The sequence below is a fragment of the Leucobacter sp. gxy201 genome (assembly GCF_051043335.1).
Taxonomy (GTDB): Bacteria; Actinomycetota; Actinomycetes; order Actinomycetales; family Microbacteriaceae; genus Leucobacter.
In genome coordinates, this window is record NZ_JAMXWS010000008.1 from 66014 (window position 1) to 83998 (window position 17985).

Sequence of the window (17985 nt, forward strand, 5' to 3'; positions counted from 1 at the left end):
CGTCGTACGCTGCGTCCGCGATGCAGGTAACCCGTCGAACATGATAGTTCACTTCGCTGCCCGGCGGTCGGGTAGGCGAGCGGTTTCCACGACATACACTGATTCCTCCGCTACCGTTGTAGGGATCAAGATCCATCGCCGTGCGCATCCGCGCCGGCAGGGCCCCGAACATTGCCAGTCGAGGGGTCGACGAATTTCTGAGGAGCCCTTTTGCGGTATGTGCTTGCGATAGTCGCGCTCGTGTTCTCGGGCGTGCTGCTGCTGCTCGGGATCGGCCAGCGCACCTTCCTCGCCGGGCCGGCCGAGATCGAGTACGAGGCGACGGTCTCGACGGACGCGGGGTACGCGGTCATCGATGGAGCCGAGCTGCAGACCGTGGCCGGTCAGGCGAATGTGACGGCTGCGGGGAAGGACGCATTCGTCGCGACCGGAGCGACCCGCGACGTGCAGGCCTGGGTCGAGGAGTTCGACCATGTCGCGCTCGTCGCCGACCGCGGCGCACGCGGTTTCGTCTCGGAGGAGATCGCCGGGGTCGCTCCCGCGGCCGAACCGAGCGCAGCCGAGGCCGACCAGACGGCTCCGGCCGACGGCGTCGCTCCCGCCGAGAACGGCGATGGCGAGGACGGGAAGGCGGAGCCGCTCGATCCGCGCGGCAGCGACCTCTGGCTGCAGGAGAAGTCGGCATCGGACTCCGGTTCGGTGCGCGTGCCGGTGAAGCTCGACGACGACCAGTCGGTGATCATCGCGACCGACGGCGAGACGCTGCCGAAGTCGATCGCCGTGACCTGGGTGCAGGATCGCAATACGCCCTGGGCCGGCCCCATGCTCGTGGGCGGCGGTGTGCTCGCGCTCATCGGCGCGGTGCTCTACATTCTCGCGGTCGACCACGACCGGCGCGGCCTCGGCCCGCGGCGCGGCCGCCGGGGCCCGCTGCAGGGCATCCGCAACAGCTTCTCGCGCAAGCGGACGACCGCTCCCGCCGCTGCGGAGCCGACGAAGCAGGAAGGCGGCGCCGGGATGACGAGCGCGCGTCGCGGCGTGCGCCGGCTCGCACTGCCCGCCGCCGGTGTGGCGCTGGCGGTCGGGTTGACCGGTTGCTCGGCGAGCTACTGGCCGCAGTTCGATGCGGGGGCCGCGGAGAGCACCACGACCGACGAGCCGAAGTCGTCGTCCGCGCCGTTGCCGGTGACCGCTACGCAGATCGACCGCATTCTCGATCGCATCGTCGAGGTCTCCGATACGGCCGATAAGGATCTGGATGCCGAGCTGCTGAAGGAGCGCTTCACGGGGGACGCCCTGCAGCAGCGCACCGCGAACTACGCGATCAGGGCCGCGGCGACCGAGTGGTTGATCCCGCCGCTCATCACGACCGACGAACTCGACTACCAGCTCGTGCAGAGCACCGAGGGGTGGCCGCGCACGATGCTCGTGACGGTCGCATCTGAGAAGGGCGGAGCGCCCGCCGACACCGCCGATCAGGCGACGGACGGCGAGGAGGCCTCGCCGTCGCTCGCCCTGGTGATGACGCAGGAGACGCCGCACGACAACTACCTCGTGTCGTCGGTCATCGCGCTGCGCGGCGGCATCGCCATGCCGCAGGCGGCACCGGCCGACGAGGGCACGGCGCTGCTCGCCGATGATATCGAGAGCTTCCTGCTGCAGCCCGGCGAGGTGGGCACCGCGTTCGCCTCGGTGCTGCAGGACGGCGAGGCGTCGCCCGACTCCGAGCTCTTCGACCTGGGCGAGGACAAGATCCTCGAGAACTCGGGCAAGGCGCGCGTCGAACGACTCGCGGCCGACGCCGAGGCGAAGGGCAAGCCGATGGCGTTCTCGGTCACGGCGCGCCAGGGCGAAGAGCAGACCGTCGCGCTCACCACCGGCGTCGAGGGCGCCCTCGTCGTGACGACGGTGCTCGAGGACCAGGTGGTCGACGGCAGTGCCGGGCGCATCAAGCCGGTCGCGACCGGCCAGGTCACCGCGCTCTCGGGGCTCAGCGGGCAGCAGGAGCGGATCGTGCAGACCTTCGCCCACCAGATGCTCTTCTTCGTGCCGAGCAAGTCCGACTCGGGGGCGAAGATCCAACTTCTCGGAGACACCAGCGAACTGATCGGAGCAGGGAACTAACCATGTCGCAGCAGATGCCCGAGCGCATTCCCGGCGGAGGCGTCGACCTCAGCCATCTCGCATCGCAGAACCGCGCGCCGCAGCAACCGGCTGCTGCGGGCGCCGCACCGGCCGGTGCACCGAGCGCTGCAGCGCATGAGGGCCGGGTCGTCGACGTGCCGTCGCTCGTGATGGACGTCACCGACGAGAGCTTCGAGCAGGTCGCCCAGCTCTCGGCCGTGGTGCCGGTCGTGTTCGACCTGTGGGCCGAATGGTGCCAGCCGTGCAAGACGCTCAGCCCCATCATCGAGCAGGTGACCCGCGAGTTCGAGGGTCGCGTGCTGCTCGCGAAGGTCGACGTCGACGCGAACCCGGGCCTGGCGCAGGCGTTCCAGGCCCAGTCGATCCCGACCGTGGTCGCCATGGTCGCCGGGCGACCCGTGCCGCTCTTCCAAGGCGCGGTGCCCGTCGAGCAGGTGCGCCAGTTCTTCGCCCAGCTCGTGCAGCTCGCCGAGCAGCACGGCGTCGTCGGCAGGGTGAACGCCCCCGATGCGCAGGCGGAGGGCGAACAGCCCGAGGCCCCCGCCGAGCCCGAGATCCCGGAGGCGCATCGCCCGGCGGTCGATGCCGCCGAGCGCGGGGACTTCGTCGCCGCGGTGCGCGAGTGGGAGGCGGTGCTCGCGAAGGCGCCCGCGGACGCGGTGGCGCGGGAGGCGCTCGTGCAGATGAAGCTCCTGCAGCGCCTGAGCGGCCGCACCGCCGACGAGATCCGCAGCGCCGCGGCCGCAGCGCCGACCGATATCGCCGCGCAGCTCGGCGTCGCCGATCTCGACGTTTCGGGCGGCCACGTGGAAGACGCGTTCCTGCGCCTGCTCGAGCTCTTCGCCGCGAACGAAGACCCGGGAGAGCGCGGGACCATCCGCGAACGCCTGCTCGAGCTCTTCGAGGTCGTCGGCGTCGCCGACCCCCGTGTCATCGCGGCGCGCGGCCGCCTCGCGAACCTCCTCTACTGAGCGGGCGGGCGGTGCGGATGAGCGGCGGGCGTCGCGGCTATCTCGATCATGCGGCGACCTCGCCGATGCCCGAGGACGTGCTCGAAGCGTATACGAGCGCGCTGCGCGTGATCGGCAATCCCGCGTCGACGCACGGCCACGGCCAGGGGGCGAGCGAACTGCTCGAGGAATCCCGGGCGCGTATCGCCCGAGCCCTCGGCAGCGACCATGCCGAACTCATCTTCACCGGGGGCGGCACCGAATCGATCAACCTCGCGCTGAAGGGCATGTTCTGGGCTCGCCGGCGCGCAGGCGCCGGCCCGGTCGTGCTCGTGGCCGACGGAGAGCATCACGCGACGCTCGAAGCGGCCGAGTGGCTGCGCGATGCGCAGGGCGCCCGACTGCGCCTGCTGCCCGTGGACGCCCACGGCGCGCTGCACCCCGAGACCCTCGAGGCCGCCATCGCGGAGGAAGGCGCGGGGGAGATCGCGCTCCTGTCGTTCCTTTGGGCGAACAACGAGGTCGGCACGGTGCAGCCGGTGCGGGAGCTGTGCGCGATCGCCCGCCGAGCCGGCATCCCCGCGCACGTCGACGCGGTCTCGGCGCTCGGCCAGCTGCAGATCGACTTCCGCTCCTCCGGCGCTTCCGCGGTCTCGGTCTCGGCGCACAAGATCGGCGGCCCCGTCGGCATCGGCGCGCTCGTGCTCGACCGCCGGGCCGCGACCGACGCCCTCATCCACGGCGGGTCGCAGCAGCGCTCCCGTTCGGGCACGCAGGATGCGGCGGGGGCCGCCGCTTTCGCCGCCGCGATCGCGCACTCTCTCGATGGGCGCGGTGCGCCGCGGCCCGAGCGGATCGAGCGTCTCGCCGCCATGCGCGATGCGCTCATCGCCGGAGTGCGATCCCTCGCCCCCGATGCCGTGCTGCGCGGCAGCGACCCCGCGGCGGGAGCCTCCGCGCGGCTGCCGGGCAACGCCCATTTCACCTTCCCCGGATGCCAGGGCGACTCGCTCGTGTTCATGCTCGATGCGGCAGGGGTATCGGTCTCGGTCGGGTCCGCCTGCCGGGCCGGGGTGGCCGAGATCTCGCATGTGCTGCTCGCCATGGGGCTGACCGAGGCCGAAGCCGCCGGTGCGCTCCGGTTCACGCTCTCGCCCGAGACCGGAGACTCCGAGATCGAGGCGCTGCTCGAGGCGCTGCCCGCGGCCCTCGACCGAGCACGCGCGGCCGGGCTCTCATAGGCCCCTCAGAGCCTCCGCGTATCGGCTTCGCAGGCCCTCGCGGGCTCTGCATCCGCGGGGCTGCGAGGCGCCGCCGGTCGGCGTAAGATGGTGCGAATGAAAGTTCTGGCAGCGATGAGCGGAGGGGTGGACTCCGCCGTAGCAGCGGCCCGTGCGGTCGAAGCGGGGCACGAAGTCGTCGGAGTGCATCTCGCGCTCAGCCGCATGCCGGGCACGATTCGCACCGGTTCGCGCGGCTGCTGCACGATCGAGGACGCCATGGACGCCCGTCGCGTCGCGAATCTTCTCGGCATCCCCTTCTACGTATGGGATCTCAGCGAGCGCTTCAAGGAGGACGTGGTCGACGATTTCATCGCCGAGTACGCTGCCGGCCGCACTCCGAACCCCTGCATGCGTTGCAACGAGAAGATCAAGTTCCAGGCGCTGCTCGACAAGGCGATCGCTCTCGGGTTCGACGCGGTCGCGACGGGTCACTACGCGAGCCTCGTCGATGGTGAGAACGGGCGCGAACTGCACCGCGCGAGTGCCTGGACGAAGGATCAGTCGTACGTGCTCGGCGTGCTCACCGAGAGCCAGCTCGCGCACTGCTACTTCCCGCTCGGCGATACGCCGTCGAAGGAGCTCATCCGCGCCGAGGCCGAGGAGCGCGGGTTGCAGGTGGCGCAGAAGCCCGACAGCTACGACATCTGCTTCATCCCCGACGGTGATACGCGCGGGTGGCTCTCCGACCACGTGCAGCGCGAGCCGGGCGAGATTCTCGACGAAGCGGGCGAGATCGTCGGTCGCCACGACGGCGCCCACGGGTACACGGTGGGGCAGCGTCGCGGGCTGCAGCTCGGGCGCCCGGCGCCGGACGGCGAACCGCGCTACGTGCTCTCGATCCGGCCGGTGTCGAACCAGGTCGTGGTCGGGCCCCGCGAGAGCCTGCAGATCGGACGCATCGCCGGCGGGCGTTTCAGCTGGGCGGGCGAACCGGGGTTCGAACCGGCAGAGGAATTCGCCTGCGAGGTGCAGATCAGGGCGCATGCCGATCCGGTGCCGGCGAAGGCGCGGTTGGTCCCGATCCTGGACGCGGAGCGCACCGAGCAGCATCGCGTCGATGCGAGTCACGAGATCGTGGTCGACGTCGATCTGAAGCTCGCGGAGCCGCTCTCGGGCGTCGCTCCCGGTCAGACCGCCGTGCTCTACATCGGCACGCGCGTGCTCGGTCAGTTCACGATCGACCGCGCCCTGCCGGTCGACGCCGAGCGTTCGGCGGCCTGACCGGCCCGAGTGGCGTCGCCGACGCCATCGGGTGCGAACGCCGAGGCGGCGCGCTCTGGAAGCACGCCGCTGAGTTCTTTCTCCGAGGCCGAACCGAGCGGTAGCGGATGACGCAGGTCGCGTGCATACTGGGGCTGACGCCGATACCGGCAGCGGTATCGATCCGACGGAGGAGAAGGCAGCATGACGCACTCGATTGCGACGTACATCGCGCTTCCCGGTACGACCGGCGAGGCCATGGAGCACTGGCACGAGGTGTTCGGCGGTGATCTGCGGATCCTCCGCTACGGCGACATGCCGCCGATGGAGGGCATGCCCTTCACCCCGGACCCGCAGGCGGTCGCGCACGCGACGCTCGTGACGCCCGTCGGCACGATCGCGGGCGGCGACGCGATGGACGACGGCACCGACTACAACGTGCGGGGCAGCGCGTATTCGATGCTGGTCACCACGGATACCCCCGAGGAGGCCCGCGACCTCATCGCGAAGCTGCTCACCGGCGGCGGCGAGGTCGGCATGCCGTTCGAGCGGGCTCCGTGGGGCGACTGGTACGGGCAGGCCTACGATCGCTTCGGCGTGATGTGGGCGTTCTCGTGCGAGGCGGCGTAACCGGGTCGCCGGGGCGATATGCGTCACCGGCGCGCCGCGCATGAGCTTCAGAACCTGACGGCCTCCGCGGCAGAACGGGGCATCGGCTCATGAGATCCTGCGGCGACGGCTCGAGCCTGCCGCCGCCGCAGGATCGGACGGTGTCAGTGCTCGACCGGTGGCTCCGCGCCGAAACCGGTGAGCTCGCGCACCTCCATCTCGGCCGCCAGCTTCTTCGACTCGCGGCCCGGGTCGGTCAGCGACCCGACCCAGCCGAGGATGAATCCGAGCGGGATCGACACGATGCCCGGGTTGGTGAGCGGGAACCACGCGAAGTCGGCTCCCGGGATCATCGAGGTCTCGGTGCCCGACACGACCGGCGAGAACGCGATCAGGCCGATCGCCGAGACGAGGCCGCCGATCATCGACCACACCGCGCCGCGGGTGGTGAACTTGCTCCAGAAGAGCGAGTAGAGGATCGTCGGCAGGTTCGCGCTCGCGGCGACCGCGAAGGCGAGGGCCACGAGGAAGGCGACGTTCTGATCCTTCGCTCCGATACCGCCGATGATCGCGGCCGCGCCGATGACGAGGGTCGTGATCTTCGCGACCTTCATCTCCTGCTTCTGCGTCGCCTTGCCCTTCTTGATCACGCTCGCGTACACGTCGTGCGCGAACGAGGCCGAGGCCGTGATGGTGAGGCCCGCGACGACCGCGAGGATCGTGGCGAACGCCACGGCCGAGATGAGGCCGAGCAGAATCGGGCCGCCGAGGTGGAATGCGAGGAGCGGGGCCGCGGAGTTGACGCCACCCGGAGCATTCGCGATCTCCTCGGGCCCGACGAGGGCGCCGGCGCCGAAGCCCAGCACGAGGGTGAAGAGGTAGAAGATGCCGATGAGCCAGATCGCCCACACGACCGAACGGCGCGCCTCCTTCGCCGTGGGCACGGTGTAGAAGCGCATGAGCACATGGGGGAGGCCGGCGGTGCCGAGCACGAGCGCGAGGGCGAGCGAGATGAAGTCGAGCGGGTTCGCTCCGTACTTCAGGCCCGGCGCGAGGATAGCGGCGCCTTCGGCCGACTTCTCGACGGCGGTCTGCAGCAGCTGCGAGAAGTTGAAGCCGGAGAGCGCGAGCGTCCACACCGTCATGATCGCGACGCCGGCGATGAGCAGCACCGCCTTGATGATCTGCACCCAGGTCGTGCCCTTCATGCCGCCGATCAGCACGTAGATGATCATCACGACGCCGACGGCGACGATGACGAGCGACTGCCCGATCGAGCTGTCGAGCCCGAGCAGCAGCGACACGAGCGCCCCCGCACCCGCCATCTGCGCCAGCAGGTAGAAGAAGCTCACCGCGAGCGTCGTCGTAGCGGCGGCCATGCGCACAGGCTTCTGCTTGAGACGGAACGAGAGCACGTCGGCCATCGTGAACTTCGCGGTATTGCGCATGAGCTCGGCGACGAGCAGCAGGGCGACGAGCCACGCGACCAGGAAGCCGATCGAGTAGAGGAACCCGTCGTAGCCGGTGAGGGCGATGGCGCCGCAGATGCCGAGGAAGGATGCGGCCGAGAGGTAGTCGCCCGCGATCGCGAGGCCGTTCTGGCGCCCGCTGAACGAACGACCGCCGGCGTAGAAGTCGGCGGCGCTCTTGTTGTTGCGGCTCGCGCGGATCACGATGACCATCGTCACCGCGACGAACGCGAGGAAGATCGAGATGTTCAGAACCGGATTGTTGCCCTGCATGTCATGCCTCCCCGTCGGTGGTGCTCGAACCGCCCCGGGCGGCCTGCGCCTCGAGATCGGCGCGGATCCCGACGCTGATCGGGTCGAGGCGCTTGTTGGCGAACCGTACGTAGATCATGGTGATCGCGAACGTCGTCACGAACTGGCCGAGGCCGAGGACGATGCCGAGGTTCACATTGCCGATGACCGGAGTGGCCATGAAATCGTGCGCGTAGGCCGAGAGCAGCACGTACGCGAGGAACCACACCATGAAGAGTGCGGAGACGGGGAAGACGAACGTGCGGAACCGCCGCTTGAGCTCTTGGAACTCGGGGGAGCGCTGCACCGCCTCGTAATCGATGTCGGGCGGTGCTTCTTCGGGGAATCCGGGTTGATCAGGCGAACTGTTCATGCGACCTCCTCGTCGATGGTGCGCCGAGTGCCCGAGAGCCGGCGTTCCATGTTCCGGAACTGGAGGTCCCCGCAGCGCTGCGGTCTTGGGTAGTCAGTATTCCGACACGAATGCGCGCCTGTCAAACGCCGACCGCGGGCGATCGGCGCTCGCCGGGCGCTGGCTCCGTAGACTGGGGGCGTGAGCAATTCTTCCGCGATCCCTGCAGATTTCGACGCCGCACGTGCCGAGGCGGAGCGCCTCACCGCCGAGATCGAGCGCCTGCGCACCGCCTACTATTCGGAGGCCGCGAGCCTCGTCTCGGACGCCGAGTACGACGAGATGTTCCATCGCCTCGAGGCGATCGAGCGCGCGTTCCCCGAGCTCGCCGGGCAGGACAGCCCGACGCAGGAGGTCGGCGCGGCCGTCGTCTCCGCAGGCTTCCCCGAGCACGAGCACGCAGAGCGCATGCTGAGCCTCGACAACGTGTTCTCGCTCGACGAGTTCCGCGAGTGGGCGGCGAAGGCGCGGGCCGCTGCGGGAGGGCCGGTGCGCTGGCTTTCCGAACTGAAGATCGACGGTCTCGCCATCAACCTCGCCTACCGCGGGGGAGTGCTCGAGACCGCTGCCACCCGCGGCGACGGCCGGGTCGGCGAGGACATCACCGAGAACGTGCGCTTCATCCCGGCCATCCCGGTCGAGCTCACGGGCGATGACGTGCCCGAATTCTTCGAGGCGCGCGGCGAAGTCTTCCTCTCGGGCGAGGATTTCGCGGCGCTGAACGAACGCCAGCACGAACTGCAGAGCCGCTTCGTCGATGAGCAGCGCGCGAAGGGCGTGCCCGACGAGAAGATCTCGATCCGCTTCCCCGAGTTCGCGAACGCCCGCAATACGGCCGCCGGCAGTCTGCGGCAGCGGGCCGAGAAGAAGAGCGAGGCCGAGCTCGAGCTGATGAGGGATCGCCTCGGCCGTCTGTCGCTCTACGTGCACGGCATCGGGGCCTGGCAGCATCCGGGGTTCGAGAACCAGTCGGATGCGTACGCCGCGCTCGCCGGATGGGGGCTTCCGGTCTCGCCGTATTCCCGGGTGTTCGACGACGTCGAGGACGTGGTCGCGTTCATCGAGGATCGCGGCGAGCACCGGCACGATGTCGAGCACGAGATCGACGGCATCGTCGTGAAGATCGACGAACTCGCCCTGCATGCCGAACTCGGCGAGACGAGCCGTGCGCCGCGCTGGGCGATCGCCTACAAGTATCCGCCGGAGGAGGTGCACACGAAGCTCATCGACATCCGCATCGGCGTCGGCCGCACCGGTCGGGCGACACCCTACGCGGTGATGGAGCCGGTGAAGGTCGCCGGCTCGACCGTGCGCCAGGCAACCCTGCACAACCAGGAGGTGGTGCAGGCGAAGGGAGTGCTGATCGGCGACACGGTCGTGCTGCGCAAAGCGGGCGACGTGATTCCCGAAGTGCTCGGCGCCGTGCTCGAACGCCGCGACGGCAGCGAGATCGAATGGAAGATGCCGAAGGACTGCCCCGAGTGCGGCACCGAGCTGCGCGCGATGAAGGAGGGCGACATCGACCTGCGCTGTCCGAACGCGCGAGGCTGCCCGGCGCAGGTGCGCGGCCGGGTCGAGCACATCGGATCGCGCGGGGCCCTCGACATCGAGGTGCTCGGCGAGATCACCGCCGCGGCGCTGACCCAGCCCGAAGTGCCGGCCGACCCGCCGCTCGAAACCGAGGCCGGGCTCTTCGAACTGACCCGGGATCAGCTCGTGCCCATCGTGGTCGTGGTGCGCGACAGCGAGACCGGCGAACCGGTGATCGATGAGGAGACCGGGGAGCCGCGAAGGCGCACGCCGTTCCAGAAGCTGGGCTCCGCGAGCTATCCTCCGGGTTGGGAGGAGGCGAGCGCCGCCGAACGGCGTCGGGCCGGAATCAAGAAGAACTACCGCGAGGCCCAGCCCTCGAAGGACGTCGATACCCTGCTCGCCGAGCTCGAGAAGGCGAAGACGAAGCCGCTGTGGCGCCTGCTCGTCTCGTTGAACATCAGGCACGTCGGGCCCGTGGCGGCGCGCGCGCTCGCGGACTGGTTCGGGTCGCTCGATGCCATCCGATCCGCCTCGCTCGACGAGATCTCGGCCGTCGACGGGGTCGGCGGCATCATCGCCGAGTCGCTGCTCGGCTGGTTCGAGGCCGACTGGCATCGCGAGATCGTCGATCGCTGGGCAGCCGCCGGGGTGCAGTGGGCGACCCCCGGGCATCCGGGGCCGGGGGCCGCGGCGGCCGCGGGCGGGGTGCTCGCCGGGCTCACCGTGGTCGCGACCGGCGCCCTCGATGGGTTCACCCGCGACGGCGCGAAAGAGGCGATCATCCAGGCCGGCGGCAAGGCCGCGTCGAGCGTCTCGAAGAAGACCGACTTCGTCGCCGCGGGGCCGGGCGCCGGTTCGAAGCTCGCCAAGGCCGAGGAGCTCGGCATCCCGGTGCTCGACGCCGCGCAGTTCGCAGTGCTCGTGACTTCCGGGCCGGACGCGCTCGAACGCTCATCCACAGAGGAGTAGAGGGGCGAGTTATCCACAGATTGCGCTTCCTCGCCCCGCGCCGCTCGGTGCCGACCTAGGCTGAGCAGTCACACACGGGCGCTGAATGGAACGGAGCGACGGAGGTACCGAGATGCTGGATGCGAATCTGAACGGAACACGGGGGAGCCGGGTGGGCGCAGGGCACCCGCCCGTGCGCGCCGCGTGGGCGGAGCAGGACCCGCTGCTCACCGACTACTACGACGCCGAATGGGGCATGCCGGTCACCGACGATGCCGGCGTATTCGAACGGCTGAGTCTCGAGGCCTTCCAGTCCGGGCTGTCGTGGCTCACGGTGCTGCGCAAGCGCGAGGCCTTCCGCGACGCGTTCTCGGAGTTCGACCCGGAGCGCGTCGCGGCCTTCGCCGAGCCCGACATCGATCGGCTCATGCAGAACGCGGGCATCATCCGCAACGCGGCCAAGATCAGGGCGACGGTCGGCAATGCGGCGGCGACGCTGCGGCTGCGGGCAGAGGGGCCGGGGCTCGCGCACCTCGTCTGGTCGTTCAGGCCCGAGCGATCGCCGTCGCCCCGCACGGCAGCAGAGGTGCCGAGTACCTCGCCCGAGTCGGTCGCGCTCGCGAAGGAGCTGCGGCGTCTCGGGTTCCGCTTCGTCGGGCCGACGACCTCGTACGCGCTGATGACCGCCATCGGCATCGCCGACGTGCACCTCGTCGACAGCCACCGGCGCGGCTGCTCGGGGCTGTGGGCCCGCGACGGAACGCGGATCGGGGACGCCCTGCCTCCGGAGCTCCGGGCCGTACCGTCGCACTGAGCCCGGGGCCGCCCGGCGCTCTCGTGCGCCGGGCGGCCCCGCGTTCTCGGTAGGATGGACGGGTTCGTAGAATTCACCCACTCATGGAGCAGCATGCCTGAAACGACTGCGGCAGCGGGCGAGTCGGCGGCAAGCGAGATCACGGCCGAGTCCGTGCAGCATCTCGCTGGCCTGGCCCGGATCGCCCTCACCGATGCCGAAGTCGAGTCGCTCACCAGCGAACTCGGCTCGATCCTCTTGAACATCGCGAAGGTGAGCGAGGTCGCGACGGCAGATGTGCCCGCGACGAGCCACCCGACCCCGCTGAACAACGTGACGAGGCCCGACGTGGTCGCCGACGTGCTCACGCGCGAGGAGGCGCTCGCGAATGCGCCCGAGGAGGCGGACGGCATGTTCCGCGTGTCATCGATTCTCGGCGAGGAGCAGTAGCAGCGACATGAGTGAACTGATCAATCTCACGGCGGCCGACCTCGCCGCGAAGCTCGCTTCGGGCGAGGTCTCCTCGGTCGAGGCCACCCGGGCGCACCTCGACCGCATCTCCGCCGTCGACGGCGAGCTCCACGCGTTCCTCGCCACCGACGCCGAGCGCTCGCTCGCGGCCGCCCGATCCGTCGACGAGCGCCGCGCCGCGGGCGAGGACCTCGGAGCGCTCGCGGGCGTGCCGCTCGCGGTGAAGGACGTGCTCGTGACGACCGACATGCCGTCGACGTCGGGCTCGAAGATGCTCGAGGGTTACCGCTCGCCCTACGACGCCACCGCCGTCGCGAAGGCCCGCGCGGCCGGCCTCGTGAACATCGGCAAGACCAACATGGACGAGTTCGCGATGGGCTCGTCGACCGAGAACTCGGCCTACGGGCCGACGTTCAACCAGTGGAACACCGAGCGCGTGCCCGGCGGCTCGGGCGGCGGCTCCGCCGTCGCGGTCGGCGCGTTCGAAGCCCCGCTCGCGCTCGGCTCCGACACCGGCGGCTCGATCCGCCAGCCCGCTGCGCTCACCGGCACCGTAGGGGCGAAGCCGACCTACGGCGGCGTCAGCCGCTACGGCGCGATCGCGCTCGCATCGTCGCTCGATCAGATCGGCCCGTGCGCCCGCACCGTGCTCGACACCGCACTGCTGCACGATGTCGTCGTCGGCCACGACCGTCACGATGCGACCTCGCTCGACATGCAGTGGCCGTCGATGGCGGAGGCGGCCCGCGGCGGCGTCGATCCCTCGACCCTCAAGGGGCTGCGCGTCGGCGTGGTGAAGCAGCTGATGCTCGATGGCGCGCAGGCGGGCGTGAAGTCGCGCTTCGAAGAAGCGCTCGCGCTGCTCGAGACCCAGGGCGCCGAGATCGTCGAGATCGATGCGCCGCACTTCGAGTACGCGGTCGCCGCGTATTACCTCATCCTCCCGGCCGAAGCCTCGAGCAACCTCGCGAAGTACGACTCGGTGCGCTTCGGGCTGCGGGTCAGCCCCGAAGGCGGCGGCACCGTCGAGAGCGTGATGAGCGAGACGCGTGCGGCGGGCTTCGGCGCCGAGGTGAAGCGACGCATCATCCTCGGCACCTACGCGCTGTCGGCCGGCTACTACGACGCCTACTACGGGAGCGCGCAGAAGGTGCGCACCCTCATCCAGCGCGACTTCGCGAACGCGTTCGACCGGGTCGATGTCATCGCATCGCCGACCGCGCCCACCACGGCGTGGAAGATCGGCACGCACGATGCCGATCCGATGCAGGACTACCTGAACGACGCCACGACGATTCCCGCGAACCTCGCCGGCATCCCGGGCCTCAGCCTGCCGATCGGCCTCGCCGCCGAAGACGGGCTCCCCGTCGGGCTGCAGCTCATGGCCCCCGCTTTCGAAGACGCGCGACTGTACCGCGCCGGCGCCGCCGTCGAGAGCCTGATCGCCGACCGCGACGGCCGGGCGTTCTGGCAGCAGAGCCCGATGTTCGGTGCCGTGAACGTTGAAGGGGGAGCCCGCTGATGGCCAAGACCAAGCTGATGGACTACGAACGGGCCCTCGAACTCTTCGAGCCCGTCATCGGGCTCGAAGTGCACGTCGAGCTGAACACGAAGACCAAGATGTTCTCGTCGGCCCCGAACGTGTTCGGCTCCGAGCCGAACACGAACCTGACGCCGGTGTGTCTCGGCCTTCCCGGTTCGCTGCCCGTCGTGAACGAGCAGGCCGTGCGCTACTCGATCAGCCTCGGGCTCGCGCTCGGCTGCGAGATCGCCGAGACCTCGGGCTTCGCCCGGAAGAACTACTTCTACCCCGACATGGCGAAGAACTACCAGATCTCGCAGTACGACGACCCCATCGCCCATGACGGCTCCGTCGAGATCGAGCTCGCCTCGGGCCGCGTCGTGCACGTGCCGATCGAGCGCGCGCATATGGAGGAGGATGCGGGCAAGCTCAACCACGTCGGCGGTTCGACCGGTCGCATCCAGGGCGCGGAGTACTCGCTCGTCGACTACAATCGCGCGGGTGTGCCGCTCGTCGAGATCGTCACGCGTCCCGTGTTCGGCGGCGAGGCGGATACGCCCGAGATCGCGGCGGCCTACGTCGCGACGATCCGCGAGATGGTGGTCGCGCTCGGCATCTCCGATGCCCGCATGGAGCGCGGCAACCTCCGCTGCGACGCGAACGTGTCGCTGCGCCCCCGCGGCAACGAGGGCGCCGGCATGTCGGTGCTCGGCACGCGCACCGAGACGAAGAACGTGAATTCGCTGCGCTCGATCGAGCGCGCCGTGCGCTTCGAGATCCAGCGCCAGGCTCAGATCCTCGCCGACGGCGGGTCGATCACGCAGGAGACCCGTCACTGGCACGAGGACACGGGGGAGACCTCGCCGGGCCGCCCGAAGAGCGACGCCGACGACTACCGGTACTTCCCCGAGCCCGACCTCGCGCCGCTCACCCCATCGCGCGATCTGGTCGAGGAGCTGCGCGCCGCGCTGCCCGAGCACCCGACGCTGCGCACCCGCCGGCTGAAGGCCGACTGGAAGTTCTCGGCGCTCGAGTTCCAGGATGTCGTGAACTCGGGCCTCACCGCCACCATCGAGGCGACCGTGGCGGCGGGCGTGCCCCCGCAGACGGCGCGCAAGTGGTGGACCGGAGAGATCGCGCGCATCGCCAACGAGCGTTCGACGGCCGCGCCCGACCTCATCACCCCCGAGCAGCTGGCCTCGGTGGTCGCGCTCGTCGACGAGGGCACGCTGAACGACAAGATGGCGCGCCAGGTGATCGCCGGCATCATCGACGGCGAGGGCACGGCGGCCGAGATCGTCGAGGCCCGCGGGCTCGCGATCGTCTCCGACGACGGTGCGCTCATCGAGGCGGTCGATGCGGCACTCGCCGAGCAGCCCGACGTGCTCGCCAAGATCCGCGACGGCAAGGTGCAGGCCGCCGGCGCCATCATCGGCGCCGTGATGAAGGCGATGCGCGGCCAGGCCGATGCCGCCCGTGTGCGCGAACTGGTGCTGGAGCGGGCCGCGGGCTGACCGGCCCGTTCACGTCTCGAAGGGCGAGAAATCAGGCAGGGATCGCGAAGACCCCTGGATTTCTCGCCCTTCGGCCGTCTCCGGGCGGTGCCCCGTGCGCGGGGCGGGCCCGCCGGGGCACAATGGAGGCATGACCGAGAACGAGCAGTATTCGACCCGGGGCGCCTACGTGACCGGCGGCGCCGAGTTCACGAGAGACACGAACTACATCGAGGATCGCATCGTCGCCGACCCCGAGGCGACGCGCGCCCTGCCCGCGCCGCCGCCCTCGAAGGTCGGGTCGCTCGGCTTCGGGCTCAGCGCTGGCGCCGAGGCCTGGCCGGTCGAGGCGGGCCGCTACCGGCTCGTCGCCGCGAACGCGTGCCCGTGGGCGAACCGCACCGTCATCGTGCGCCGCCTGCTCGGTCTCGAAGACGCGATCTCGCTCGGCCGGCCGGGGCCCGTGCACGATGTGCGCTCGTGGACCTTCGACCTCGAGGGCACGACGCTCAACGTCGGCGACGTCGACCCGGTGCTCGGAACGGCGCGGTTGCAGCAGAACTACTTCAAGCGGTTCCCCGACTATCCGCGCGGCATCACGGTACCCGCGATCGTCGAGGTGTCGAGCGGCGAGGTCGTCACGAACGACTACCCGCAGATCACGCTCGACTTCTCCACCGAGTGGCGCGAGTTCCACCGGGAGGGGGCGCCCGATCTGCTGCCGGGGCTGGGCACGGGCAGCGGCGAGCTCGAAGAGATGTGGCCGGTCATCACCCGCATCTTCACCGAGGTGAACAACGGCGTCTACCGCTGCGGGTTCGCGGGCAGCCAGGACGCCTACGAGGCCGCGTACGCCCGCCTGTGGGAGGCGCTCGATTGGCTGGAGGAGCGCCTCGCGACCCGCCGCTACCTCATGGGCGGCACCATCACCGAGGCCGACGTGCGGCTCTTCACGACCCTCACCCGCTTCGACCCGGTCTACCACGGGCACTTCAAGACGAACCGCAACCGGCTCATCGAGATGGAGCACCTCTGGGGGTACGCGCGCGACCTCTTCCAGACCCCGGGGTTCGGCGACACCACCGATTTCGTGCAGATCAAGCGCCACTACTACGTCACCCACGAGGACATCAATCCGACAGGGATCGTGCCCGCGGGCCCCGAGCTCGAGAACTGGCTCGACCCGCACGACCGCGAACGGCTCGGCGGCGAGCCGTTCGGCGACGGCACGCCGCCGCCCGAGGTGCGCGAGGAGGAGCGGATCGCGGCGGGCCACAATCCGCTGGTTCCGGCCTGAGCCCGGTCAGCGCGTGTCGGCGTCGACCCAGTCCATCGACTTGGTGACCGCCTTGCGCCACTGCCGCAGCAGGCGATCGCGCTCGTCCGCCGCGAGCTGCGGCTCCCACCGGTGCGCCTCCCGCCGGTTCGCGCGCAGCTCGTCGAGCCCCGACCAGAACCCCACTGCGAGCCCTGCCGCGTAGGCGGCGCCGAGCGCCGTCGTCTCGGCGATGCGCGGGCGCACGACGGGCACGCCGAGCATGTCGGCCTGGAACTGCATGAGGGTCTCGTTGGCGACCATGCCCCCGTCGACATGCAGCTCGCTCAGGTGGATGCCGCCGCCGGCCGCGACATCGGCGTTGACGGCATCGAGCACATCGCGGGTCTGGTAGGCGACGGCCTCGAGCGCGGCGCGCGCGATGTGGCCGCGGTTCGAATAGCGGGTGAGCCCGACGAGGGCACCGCGCGCATCCGGCCGCCAGTACGGTGCGAAGAGCCCCGAGAACGCCGGTACGAAGTAGACGCCGCCGTTGCCCTCGACCGACTTCGCGAGCCGTTCGACCTCCGATGACGACGAGATGAGCCCGAGCTGGTCGCGCAGCCACTGGATGAGCGATCCGGTGACCGCGATCGACCCCTCGAGCGCGTAGTGCACCGGCGCATCGCCGAGCTTGTAGCCGACGGTCGTGAGCAGCCCGCTCACCGAGTGCACGATCTCGGTGCCGGTCTGGAAGATCAGGAAGCAGCCGGTCCCGTAGGTGTTCTTCGATTCGCCGGCGTCGAACGCCGCCTGCCCGAAGGTTGCGGCCTGCTGGTCGCCGAGGATGCCCGAGATCGGGGTTCCGTGCAGCAGCGACGAGGCCTCCGCCTCGGCGTAGACCTCCGAGGAGGAGCGGATCTCGGGCATCATCGAACGCGGAATGCGGAACGCCTCGAGCAGGTCGTCGCGCCACTGCAGCGTCTCGAGATCCATGAGCAGCGTGCGCGACGCGTTCGTCACGTCGGTCGCGTGCACGCCGCCGTCGGGTCCGCCGCTGAGGTTCCACAGGATCCAGCTGTCGGTCGTGCCGAACATCAGCTCACCGGCCTCGGCACGCTCGCGAGCGCCGTCGACGTGCTCCAGGATCCAGGCGATCTTGGTCGCCGAGAAGTAGCTCGCGAGCGGCAGCCCGGTGATCGCCTTGAATCGATCGACGCCCCCGTCGGCCGCGAGCGCATCGACGAGCGGCTGCGTCCGCGTGTCCTGCCAGACGATCGCGCGGTGCACGGGTTCGCCGGTGCGCCGGTCCCAGACGACCGCGGTCTCGCGCTGGTTCGTGATGCCGATCGCCGCGATGTCGCGTCCGGTGAGGTCGGCGGTGCCGAGCGCGGTGCCGATCACCTCCTGCACGTTGCGCCAGATCTCGAGCGCATCGTGCTCGACCCAGCCGGCCTCCGGCATGATCTGCTCGTGCTCTTTCTGGCCGACCGCGACGATCGAGCCGTCGTGGTCGAAGATGATGGCGCGCGATGACGTCGTGCCCTGGTCGATCGCGATCACGTACTGGGACATGGCGTGCTCCTTCGGCTCTGAAGTTCGGGTGCGGCG

The 17985-nt window shown here is 70.0% G+C and carries 14 protein-coding genes; 11 read left to right on the top strand and 3 right to left on the bottom strand.

Annotated elements, in window-relative coordinates; genetic code table 11:
• Nucleotides 1-219: 219 nt before the first annotated feature.
• The 5 genes from NHL51_RS12320 to NHL51_RS12340 all read left to right on the top strand — a co-directional run bounded on the left by NHL51_RS12320 (nt 220) and on the right by NHL51_RS12340 (nt 6208).
• Nucleotides 220-2124, top strand: a complete 1905-nt coding sequence (locus NHL51_RS12320) for a glycosyltransferase (protein ID WP_434144188.1) — start codon at nt 220-222, stop codon at nt 2122-2124.
• 2 nt (nt 2125-2126) lie between these two features.
• Nucleotides 2127-3116, top strand: a complete 990-nt coding sequence (locus NHL51_RS12325) for a tetratricopeptide repeat protein (RefSeq protein WP_434144190.1) — start codon at nt 2127-2129, stop codon at nt 3114-3116.
• Between the two features lie 17 nt (nt 3117-3133).
• Complete coding sequence (locus NHL51_RS12330) at nt 3134-4336, top strand: cysteine desulfurase family protein (RefSeq protein WP_434144192.1); 1203 nt, start codon at nt 3134-3136, stop codon at nt 4334-4336.
• A 96-nt stretch (nt 4337-4432) separates the two neighbouring features.
• Complete coding sequence (gene mnmA, locus NHL51_RS12335) at nt 4433-5599, top strand: tRNA 2-thiouridine(34) synthase MnmA (RefSeq protein WP_434144194.1); 1167 nt, start codon at nt 4433-4435, stop codon at nt 5597-5599.
• A gap of 183 nt (nt 5600-5782) precedes the next feature.
• Nucleotides 5783-6208 carry a VOC family protein gene (locus NHL51_RS12340; RefSeq protein ID WP_434144196.1) on the top strand — a complete coding sequence of 142 codons (426 nt, stop codon included), beginning with the start codon at nt 5783-5785 and terminating at the stop codon, nt 6206-6208.
• 143 nt (nt 6209-6351) lie between these two features.
• Here NHL51_RS12340 and NHL51_RS12345 read toward each other — a convergent pair whose 3' ends face one another.
• A complete protein-coding gene (locus NHL51_RS12345) occupies nt 6352-7929 on the bottom strand; it encodes a solute symporter family protein (protein WP_434144198.1) in 1578 nt (525 codons plus the stop codon).
• Nucleotide 7930: 1 nt separating this feature from the next.
• Nucleotides 7931-8320 (bottom strand): DUF485 domain-containing protein, encoded by a 390-nt coding sequence (locus tag NHL51_RS12350; protein WP_434144199.1) that lies wholly within the window; start codon nt 8318-8320, stop codon nt 7931-7933.
• A 180-nt stretch (nt 8321-8500) separates the two neighbouring features.
• Here NHL51_RS12350 and ligA point away from each other — a divergent pair, with 180 nt between their 5' ends.
• From ligA to NHL51_RS12380, 6 genes are all read left to right on the top strand, one after another.
• Nucleotides 8501-10861: an NAD-dependent DNA ligase LigA gene (gene ligA, locus NHL51_RS12355; protein ID WP_434144200.1), complete on the top strand. Its 2361-nt coding sequence runs from the start codon at nt 8501-8503 to the stop codon at nt 10859-10861.
• Between the two features lie 112 nt (nt 10862-10973).
• Nucleotides 10974-11654, top strand: coding sequence for a DNA-3-methyladenine glycosylase I (locus NHL51_RS12360; RefSeq protein ID WP_434144201.1), 681 nt, complete (start codon nt 10974-10976; stop codon nt 11652-11654).
• Between the two features lie 93 nt (nt 11655-11747).
• Nucleotides 11748-12083 carry an Asp-tRNA(Asn)/Glu-tRNA(Gln) amidotransferase subunit GatC gene (gene gatC, locus NHL51_RS12365; RefSeq protein ID WP_434144203.1) on the top strand — a complete coding sequence of 112 codons (336 nt, stop codon included), beginning with the start codon at nt 11748-11750 and terminating at the stop codon, nt 12081-12083.
• Between the two features lie 7 nt (nt 12084-12090).
• On the top strand, nt 12091-13626 hold the full coding sequence (gene gatA, locus NHL51_RS12370; RefSeq protein ID WP_434144205.1) for an Asp-tRNA(Asn)/Glu-tRNA(Gln) amidotransferase subunit GatA: 1536 nt from the start codon (nt 12091-12093) through the stop codon (nt 13624-13626).
• Entirely contained in the window at nt 13626-15140 is a 1515-nt protein-coding gene (gatB, locus tag NHL51_RS12375; protein WP_434144207.1) for an Asp-tRNA(Asn)/Glu-tRNA(Gln) amidotransferase subunit GatB, read from the top strand. Before gatA ends, gatB begins: the two co-directional genes overlap by 1 nt.
• Before the next feature lie 130 nt (nt 15141-15270).
• On the top strand, nt 15271-16416 hold the full coding sequence (locus NHL51_RS12380) for a glutathione S-transferase C-terminal domain-containing protein (protein WP_434144209.1): 1146 nt from the start codon (nt 15271-15273) through the stop codon (nt 16414-16416).
• Between the two features lie 6 nt (nt 16417-16422).
• Here the strand turns inward: NHL51_RS12380 and glpK are convergent, their stop codons facing one another.
• Complete coding sequence (gene glpK, locus NHL51_RS12385; protein WP_434144210.1) at nt 16423-17949, bottom strand: glycerol kinase GlpK; 1527 nt, start codon at nt 17947-17949, stop codon at nt 16423-16425.
• Between the last annotated feature and the right edge of the window lie 36 nt (nt 17950-17985).

Bases quoted from the DNA above. Each gene is read 5' to 3' on its own strand.
- NHL51_RS12380 (WP_434144209.1), top strand. From the start codon at position 15,271: ATGACCGAGAACGAGCAGTATTCGACCCGGGGCGCCTACGTGACCGGC.
- NHL51_RS12350 (WP_434144199.1), bottom strand. From the start codon at position 8,320: ATGAACAGTTCGCCTGATCAACCCGGATTCCCCGAAGAAGCACCGCCC.
- NHL51_RS12330 (WP_434144192.1), top strand. From the start codon at position 3,134: ATGAGCGGCGGGCGTCGCGGCTATCTCGATCATGCGGCGACCTCGCCG.
- gatB (WP_434144207.1), top strand. From the start codon at position 13,626: ATGGCCAAGACCAAGCTGATGGACTACGAACGGGCCCTCGAACTCTTC.
- gatC (WP_434144203.1), top strand. From the start codon at position 11,748: ATGCCTGAAACGACTGCGGCAGCGGGCGAGTCGGCGGCAAGCGAGATC.
- NHL51_RS12340 (WP_434144196.1), top strand. From the start codon at position 5,783: ATGACGCACTCGATTGCGACGTACATCGCGCTTCCCGGTACGACCGGC.
- mnmA (WP_434144194.1), top strand. From the start codon at position 4,433: ATGAAAGTTCTGGCAGCGATGAGCGGAGGGGTGGACTCCGCCGTAGCA.
- gatA (WP_434144205.1), top strand. From the start codon at position 12,091: ATGAGTGAACTGATCAATCTCACGGCGGCCGACCTCGCCGCGAAGCTC.
- NHL51_RS12360 (WP_434144201.1), top strand. From the start codon at position 10,974: ATGCTGGATGCGAATCTGAACGGAACACGGGGGAGCCGGGTGGGCGCA.
- NHL51_RS12345 (WP_434144198.1), bottom strand. From the start codon at position 7,929: ATGCAGGGCAACAATCCGGTTCTGAACATCTCGATCTTCCTCGCGTTC.
- glpK (WP_434144210.1), bottom strand. From the start codon at position 17,949: ATGTCCCAGTACGTGATCGCGATCGACCAGGGCACGACGTCATCGCGC.
- NHL51_RS12325 (WP_434144190.1), top strand. From the start codon at position 2,127: ATGTCGCAGCAGATGCCCGAGCGCATTCCCGGCGGAGGCGTCGACCTC.